This is a genomic window from Allocoleopsis sp. (assembly GCF_036703385.1).
In the GTDB taxonomy this organism is placed as follows: Bacteria; Cyanobacteriota; Cyanobacteriia; order Cyanobacteriales; family Coleofasciculaceae; genus Allocoleopsis.
On the sequence record NZ_DATNPA010000138.1, the window covers coordinates 1 to 8404 of the forward strand.

Genomic DNA, 8404 nt, shown 5'->3' on the forward strand with positions numbered 1-8404 from the left:
GGGAAGGGGGCTGGGGGTTAGGTCTAACGTTGATTTTTCCACATGACGTGAACAGTCAGGCTACCCGTTGGAATCATCACATTTAGCCTCAGACAACCAGAGAACTCCCTCTCGTTTGGGATTTCCTCTACTGGCATCGAATTTCAGGGATTTCAGCTACCGTAGATTTTCTTCATTCCTTAACCCTGAAGCGTTGATGAAGAAAACTAATCTTATAACATAACATCTACCAAAGATAAATACACCATAATTTTACAAAATCCTAACAAAATCATCCTGAGTCCCGGCAATACCGAAGGAATATTGGTAAGTACAGGACTGAGAAGCAGACATGTACTCAGTCGCGCGAAAAGTTGCAGGAAAAGGATGAACGCCAAATTGTTGAGTATTAGTCTCGTGCCCATGCTGCTAATAGGATCGGGTCAAGTCCTAGCAAGTGTTAGGTCTAATAATCCAGAAAACTGGCACCTATCTAGACTTAGTCAGAGAAGTTATCAGGCTAGACTTGGTACTCAACAACCACCACCGCTTTACCTCGCTGCCAAGGATGATCAAAAAAAGGAGTGCCAGTGGCTGGGCTTATGTGATGGTAAAGATAAAAAGAAGAAATAAAGGGGCATCTTTTTCTCTGCATCGAGCTGGCTTAGAACAAGACAGGCGCGATCAAATCTACTGAAGAAGGAAGATGACTACTAATGGGACTCGATCTACCTAGATTTTATAGAGCCTGTAATCCCAGCAAACCCCTTGTCATGGGGAAGAGCGAAGATCGGCAATACTATATTGATTTTTCCTCAGTCCGAGGCAACAAAATCATTGAGTCACTCAAGCGAACGATTACCCTCATTTCACCAGATGAGCCAACCTGTCAGTTATTTACAGGACATATTGGTTGTGGTAAATCCACCGAATTGCTCAAACTAAAAGCAGAGTTAGAGCAAGCAGGGTATCATGTGGTTTATTTTGAGTCGTCTCAAGACTTAGACATGGCTGACGTGGATGTGACAGATATTTTGCTGAGCATCGCCGGTCAGGTGAGTGAAAGTCTGGAGCAGATTAAAATTAAGCTGAAACCCGGATACTTCGCCAATCTCTTTACTGAGATTGCTGATTTTTTGCAAACTCCAATTGAGTTTGAAACAGAAGCAGAGTTATCCATCGGGATTGGCAAAATTACAGCCAAAACCAAAGAAAGTCCAAAGCTGCGACGGCGCTTGAGGGAATATCTGGAACCGCGCACAGCTGGGATTTTGGAATCCATCAACAAAGAAATCCTCGATCGCGCAACAACGGAACTCCAGCGACGGGGCAAAGCTGGATTAGTCGTGATTGTAGACAACCTCGATCGCCTCGATATTCGCACCCTCCCCTCCGGACGCACGCAACCGGAGTATTTATTCGTGGATCGGGGGGAACAGTTGAGAAAACTCAATTGTCACGTTGTCTATACCATTCCCCTATCGTTGATTTTCTCCAATGATTGCGAAACCCTCAAGAGTCGGTTGGGTGGTGGCATTCCCCCGACAATCTTGCCGATGGTGCCGATCCGACGGCGCAATGGCACAGAATACGAGGCGGGTATGGCACTCTTGCGAAAGATGGTGATGGTAAGAGCCTTCCCCAACGAACCCAGTGAAAAACAGCTAGAGTTGATCACAGAGGTGTTTGATGAACACCAGACCTTAGACCGCTTGTGCCGCATTAGTGGGGGTCATGTGCGGAACTTATTGGGGTTGCTATTTGGTTGCCTCCGGCACGAGAATCCACCGATCTCGCGTGAGTGTTTAGAGGCTGTAATTCGGGAAAGCCGTGATTACCTGACCTCATCCATTGATGAAAATGAGTGGAAGTTACTGTTTCAGGTGGTACAAAATCAAACGGTAAGGGGAGACGTGGAATACACAACCCTATTACGCAGCATGTTTGTGTTTGAATACCGCGACAAGGATGGAACTTGGTTTGGGCTTAATCCGGCGCTACAAGAGACGCAGCAATTTAAATTATGGTTGAAACACAACGACCATCAGATATCGGGGTATACAACGAACGCTCTTTAAAAGCGCTTGATCGCGCGATCGCATTTTCACAAGGGGAGTTTTCCCTGGTGTTAGTGCGCTGCAACTATAAGCGCCTGCGAGAGCGCATCCTGCGTCAGCTGCGAGAACTCTCGGAGAATCACTATGAAATTCGCTCTTTAGACCTCCCATCATCAGTCACAACGCTTTACACCACCATCCAAGCCTACGGGCATGGGGAATTGGAGCCGGAAAACACAAAAGGCCAAAGGCAAAAGGTAAAACCAGGGACAGGTACAGTTCTTAGTGCAGGGGAAGAAGTTGTTACTCATCTCTCACCAGACAATTCTCCCCCTGCCTTCCCTGCTTCCTTTGCCCTATTCATCCTGGGGCTAGAGTCTGTAGAATCTCTTGAAGACCTGCTAACTTCTACCAATCAAGTACGGGATGAGTTTCGCAAACGGTTACCCTTCCCGCTAGTCTTGTGGGTGAATGATGAGGTGTTGCAAAAACTGGTACGGTTTGCGCCGGATTTTGCCAGTTGGGCAGCTACCCCGATTAAGTTTGAAATTGCCAGCAGTGAATTAGTTGATTTCCTGCGCCAAAAGGCAGACTCCCTGTTCCAAACCGTGTTACATGGGGGTACTGGTCGGTATGCACCTTGGCGGGTTTGTACGCACCATTCATTCCTAAATCTAGCAACTGATTGCCGATCGCGCCTTGAACTCGATTCTGCCTTAAAAGATTTGCAAAGTCATGGCGTCGCCATTGAGCCCGCGCTACAAGCGGGTTTGGAATTTGTCCTCGGTCAATATGACTATGCCAGCGATCTGATTGATTCTGCTGTTACCCGTTACCAAAAAAGCTTGAGGTTTTGGCGTGCCAGCAATAATTTAGAACGGCAGGGAGTTTTGTTATTTCATCTAGGCTTATGTTACTGCCGTCAAGCTGACTTGCATCGATCGCAACGACACCGCAACTTAGAGGAAGCATGGCCTTATCTCCAGCAATGCGTAGAGGTGTTTAACCAGGCAAAGCGTCCTGATTTAGTTGCTCAGTTTATCACTCAACTCGCCGAGGTACTCGAACGCCTGCAAGCGTGGGATATCCTGAAAAGCGTGGCGCAAAAGTCCCTGAGCTTACATCAAACCTATGGCTCCAAGGCACAGCTTGCTCAGGATTACGGCTTCCTGGCTGAGGCGTCACTCAGGCAGTCTAAGTGGATAGAGGCGAACACCCATGCGCAAAAAGCCCTCTCTATTTTGGCAGAAGTCTCAGACCCGCCGCGCGTGAATCAAGGCTTACATCGATTTTTGCTCGCCCAGTTATATGAATTATTTTTAGTCAAAGCTCAGCGACAACAGGGGCTGCGGCAGGAGGCTCAACATCACCTGGAAGTAGCCAGCTTGGGACTGACTCATGCGATCGCAAAAAGTGAACACCGCTACGAACCGCAGCGTTACCTGCATTTATTGGAAGAGCTGCACTGTCTCTACTTCGAGCAAGGTCAATACTTAGAAGCATTTCAGATTAAGCAAGAACAACGAGCGGTAGAACAGCTGTATGGCTTCCGTGCCTTCATTGGAGCCGGTCGCCTACAACCCCGACGCCCGCTGACGAACCCAGCCTTGGCACCGGTCGAGCAGCAAGAGATTGTTGCCCAGGAAATTGAAGCATCCGGGCGCAAGCAAGACGTGCAGCGCTTAATCGAACAAATGACCCGATCCGATCGCAAACTCACGGTGATTCACGGTCAGTCTGGAGTCGGGAAGAGTTCGATTGTGTTAGCCGGATTGGTACCCGCACTCAAACACAGAACCCTTGGCGATCGCATTGCCTTACCCATTGTCCCGCAATTTTACACCGATTGGATTGGGGAATTGAGAAACGCTTTGGCTCAAGCGCTGTACGAATTTGATAGCAATGCAGGTGAACAGCCGATTAATTTGCGCTTAAAACCCAGCCAAGATGCTCAACCAAAAATCCAAACCATCCTTGAACAGCTACGGCAAAACGCTGAACATAACTTATTAACCATTCTGATTTTCGACCAATTTGAAGAATTTTTCTTTGTTTCCAGTCTCTCTCAGCGCTTCCTCTTTTATGAATTTTTAAATGATTGCCTGAATATTCCTTTTGTCAAAGTCATTCTCTCACTCCGGGAGGATTATCTCCACTATTTACTGGAAATTGAGCAATTAAATGTCCTAGAAGTCATTAACAACAATCTTCTGGATCGCTCGATTCGCTATCCTTTAGGAAACTTTTCGTTAGAGGACGCCCGTGCCGTTATTCAAAGCTTAACGGAACGTGCCCATTTTTATTTAGAAGCGGCTCTGATTGATGAATTAGTCCGAGATTTAGCGGATGGAGTGGGTGCGGTTCGTCCCATTGAGTTGCAAGTGGTAGGCGCTCAACTGCAAGCAGAGAACATTACAACCCTTGAGCAGTATCAGCAATCTGGGCCTAAACAAAGACTCGTTGAGCGATTTTTAGAAAAGGCCATTCAAGATTGTGGGCCAGAAAACGAACATGCCGCTTGGGGCGTCTTGCACTTACTTACAGACGAAAATGACAATCGTCCTCTCAAAACTCGTGCAGAATTAGCCGCAGAATCAGATATCGATTCTGAACAATTAGATTTAATTTTAGAGATTTTAGAGAAATCTGGATTGGTCTTTTTGTTGCCAGAAGTTCCGGCAAACCGTTATCAACTGGTTCACGATTATCTGGTCGAGTTTATCCGCTATAAAAAGCAGCTAAAAATCAAAACAGAATTAGAGAAGCTACGCCAGGAAAACAAACAAAGCCAAAATGAAATTGAGCAGCTTCGAGCTGATTTGAGAGAGAAGGAACTCCGAGCCCAACTGGCCCAAGCCACAGCTAAACAGAGGAAAGCGGAGGAGCAGCTCAACCAAGTTCTGAAAAAAAACCTGCGAGAAGCACGTAACGTGGGAATGGCACTGTTCACCATTACGATTATTGCTGCTGTATTAGGGTTACGAGCTGCGATCGGCGAAGCCAATGCCCAGTTAAATGCTCTCTCGGCTTCCTCAGAAGCGTTGGTGGCTACCAACCGACCGTTTGAAGCTTTGCTCAAAGGCATTAGGGCAGGCAGAGATTTGAAACGCTCTTTAGGAGCAACCGCAGAGACTCAGACGCGAGTTGTGACAGCTCTACAGCAAGCGGTATATGGTGTGAGAGAGTACAACCGTTTAGAGGGGCATAAGGATTGGGTCAGTAGTGTGAGTTGGAGTCCTGACGGTCAAATCCTTGCCTCGGCAAGTAAAGATAGCACCGTCAAGCTCTGGAAAGCGAACGGCACCTTACTAAAAACCCTAGCAGGTCATAAAGGTGGGGTCTATAGCGTCACGTTTAGCCCAAATGGTCAGCTGCTTGCCTCTGCTAGTGAAGACAAAACGGTGAACCTTTGGAGTAGTGGCGGTGTCCTGCTCAACACGTTCAAGGGTCATACAGCTCCGGTTTCGAGTGTTAGTTTTAGCCCCGACGGCAACATCATTGCTTCTGCGAGTTGGGACAACACGGTGAAACTCTGGAATACCAACGGTGTCTTGCTGAAAACTCTCAAGGGACATACGGATCGGGTTTTGGGGGTGAGTTTTAGCCCCGATGGCCAGCTGATTGCCTCTGCGAGTAAAGATCAGACCATTACCCTGTGGCGTCGAGATGGCACCTTCCTGAAAAGCTGGAAGGCTCATGATCGGGCGGTAATGAGTGTGAGTTTTAGCCCGGATAGCCAGATGCTGGCGAGTTCAAGTGCGGACAACACGGTGAAACTTTGGCGTCGGGATGGGGTTCGGATGAAAACCTTGACCAGCCATAAGAATTGGGTTATTAACGTTACATTCAGCCGCGATGGTCAGACCCTTGCCAGCGCCAGTGCGGACAACACGGTTAAACTCTGGCGTCGGGATGGCACGTTGATTGAAACCCTAAAAGGGCATGGCAATTTGGTTCAAGGTGTGAGCTTCAGCCCCGACAGTCAGACGATTGCCAGTGCCAGTGCCGACAATACAATTAAACTGTGGTACCGTGATACCCGATTACTTAAAGCCCTCAAGGGACATACGGAATCAGTAAATAATGTGAGTTTGACGCCCGACGGCAAGACCATTGCCACTGCCAGTGATGACCATACGGTGAAACTTTGGGGTCGAGATGGCGTGTTGATTTCCAGTTTTGAGGCACATCAAGATGCGGTGAATCATGTGAGTTTCAGCCCCGACGGCAAGACTCTTGCTACTGCAAGTGATGACAAAACGGTCAAACTCTGGAAAGCAGATGGTACCTTGCTACATACGTTAGTAGGGCATGAAGAGCCGGTTACTAGTGTAAGTTTCAGTCCCGACGGGAAGACCATTGCCTCTAGCAGTGCTGACAAGACAGTGAAACTTTGGAGGTCGGATGGCACTTTCCTGAAAACCTTGACAGGTCATAACGGTGAGGTGAGGGGCGTGAGTTTCAGCCCGGATGGGGAGTTCATTGCCACGGCGAGTGAAGACAAAACGGTGAAATTGTGGCGGCGCGAGGGTCAGTTGTTAACCACCTTGCAAGGGCATAATGGTGCGGTCAATTGGGTGAGTTTTAGTCCCGATGGCAAGTTACTTGCTTCGGCAAGTAGTGATGGAACGGTGAATCTCTGGAAGCGGGAGAGTTGGACTCGCACTCGCAATCCCATTGCCGCCTTCACGGTATCACAAAGAGCGATTACCCAAGGGGTACCGCCAAGGGCGATCGCAACCTTAAAAGGGCATAATGGTGCTGTAAATTGGGTGAGTTTTAGCCCCGATGGCAAGTTAATTGCTTCTGCTAGTGAAGATAAAAAGGTGAATCTCTGGAGTCGAGACGGCAATTTAATTAAGACGTTAGAGGGTCACAGCGCTGACGTTTATGGGGTAAGTTTCACGCCAGATGGCAAGTGGTTAGCCTCCGCTAGTGCCGATACAACCGTGATTCTGTGGAATTTGGATTTAGACAATCTGCTAGAGCGGGGTTGTAGTTGGCTGCATGATTATCTGAATAATCCGAATCGCACCAGGATTAGCGAGCAGATTAGCGTAGGGGTTCCGGATAGTGTTAGCGTGGCAGGCAAAGGTAGCACACAAGCGGTAGCGACACCAGAAGATAAGGAGCTAACAACAACAACGGTAGGAACTTCAGCAAGTTCTGGGGACTCTAGTGCTTTATGTGAGGGGATTAGAGTGGTTCCACTCAGAGGTCTGCGTAGTCCGTAAATCTTAAGTAGAGGGACTTAATTATTTGTAGGATGGGTAGAGCGTGAGCGCAACCCATCAAACCGTTGTTAATGATGTTGTTTAATTCGGTTCTTCTACTTAGGGCTTGCTGCACAAGCCGGAAACCCTTAGCCATCAGTACTTTTAGCGGCAGCGACGGTTGTTGAGTTTCTCGGAAATCTGGTAAAATCTGACAAAATCCTTGTACCTGCACCAGGGAAAATGTACCGAAAACTTGACTCACCCCCCACCCCACCGTCCAAGTTTGAGTTACCGTTTGAGGGAAAATTATCACAAGATAACCGTTGGGTAAGGATGGCTAATCTGATACCCTGGGATGAATTTGAACAGGAATACGCCAAAAACTTATAGAAACCTGGCTCGGAAAAATTACTTGCAAGTTGCCAAAAAACGGAGGCCGTCAAGAAAACAAAGAAAAAAGGCAATTAGGAAGCAACTGCAATAGACTTATCCGCAAATGCGAAATGCTTACTGTAAAATGGTTTTAGCGATTTGCGAACCGCCGTAGGCATCGCCAGCGCTCAATCAACGTAAGCATGAGACTTTGAGGGGAAAATTCAGGCTAAATCATCAGAAATGGGTGCAAACAATGGCGATTACAAATTAATTTTTCATCGGCAAATTTAATTATTAAGGGCTAAGATAACTGAACGATTAAGTCGTAATCTGACTAATCCGCAAACTGTCATTATTACTTGACTATAGCGATGACGAGATAAACGAAATCTATCACTAGCTACTCGAAATATTTTCACGCGACCTATTAGGTGTTCAACGCCTATTCTTCTTGATGATAATTGTTTGTTTTCTTCTTTTTGGGCTTCGGGAATTTCGGCTTTTCTTGGTTTTTTGTGAGGTTTCTTTAGGTGACATTTCTGGTTTACGCCCACCACCAGGAGCAATGATCCGAACTTTCTTTTTCTCAATTTCTGCCTGTTTCTGTAAATGACGTTGTTCGGCTAAAGCTACTAATGCTAAAAAAGGCTCATAATCAATACCGATTAGTCGTTTGGCTTCTTGGGGATGTGATTCGATTCTTGCTAAAGGGCTTGTCATTACTAGCTGTAAAAATCTTTGATTGTTCTTTATTGTTTCACACAGTTTATATTAAGG

Annotated in this window: 5 protein-coding genes; 2 read left to right on the forward strand and 3 right to left on the reverse strand. The window is 47.0% G+C overall.

Features of this window, described 5'->3' with window-relative positions:
- The first annotated feature begins 695 nt into the window (after nt 1-695).
- Nucleotides 696-2057, forward strand: a complete 1362-nt coding sequence (locus V6C93_RS06850) for a P-loop NTPase fold protein (RefSeq protein ID WP_333475908.1) — start codon at nt 696-698, stop codon at nt 2055-2057.
- A complete protein-coding gene (locus V6C93_RS06855; RefSeq protein ID WP_333475909.1) occupies nt 2003-7270 on the forward strand; it encodes a hypothetical protein in 5268 nt (1755 codons plus the stop codon). Before V6C93_RS06850 ends, V6C93_RS06855 begins: the two co-directional genes overlap by 55 nt.
- On the opposite strand, the gene V6C93_RS06860 is transcribed toward V6C93_RS06855, so the two are convergent.
- The 3 genes from V6C93_RS06860 to V6C93_RS06865 all read right to left on the reverse strand — a co-directional run bounded on the left by V6C93_RS06860 (nt 7248) and on the right by V6C93_RS06865 (nt 8347).
- Entirely contained in the window at nt 7248-7565 is a 318-nt protein-coding gene (locus tag V6C93_RS06860; protein ID WP_333475911.1) for a hypothetical protein, read from the reverse strand. The genes V6C93_RS06855 and V6C93_RS06860 overlap by 23 nt on opposite strands.
- A gap of 349 nt (nt 7566-7914) precedes the next feature.
- Complete coding sequence (locus V6C93_RS38115; protein WP_349262635.1) at nt 7915-8181, reverse strand: transposase family protein; 267 nt, start codon at nt 8179-8181, stop codon at nt 7915-7917.
- Entirely contained in the window at nt 8063-8347 is a 285-nt protein-coding gene (locus V6C93_RS06865) for a hypothetical protein (RefSeq protein WP_333475910.1), read from the reverse strand. The genes V6C93_RS38115 and V6C93_RS06865 overlap by 119 nt, the downstream gene beginning before the upstream one ends.
- Nucleotides 8348-8404 lie beyond the last annotated feature (57 nt).

Bases quoted from the DNA above. Each gene is read 5' to 3' on its own strand.
- V6C93_RS06850 (WP_333475908.1), top strand. From the start codon at position 696: ATGGGACTCGATCTACCTAGATTTTATAGAGCCTGTAATCCCAGCAAA.
- V6C93_RS06855 (WP_333475909.1), top strand. From the start codon at position 2,003: ATGGTTGAAACACAACGACCATCAGATATCGGGGTATACAACGAACGC.
- V6C93_RS06865 (WP_333475910.1), bottom strand. From the start codon at position 8,347: ATGACAAGCCCTTTAGCAAGAATCGAATCACATCCCCAAGAAGCCAAA.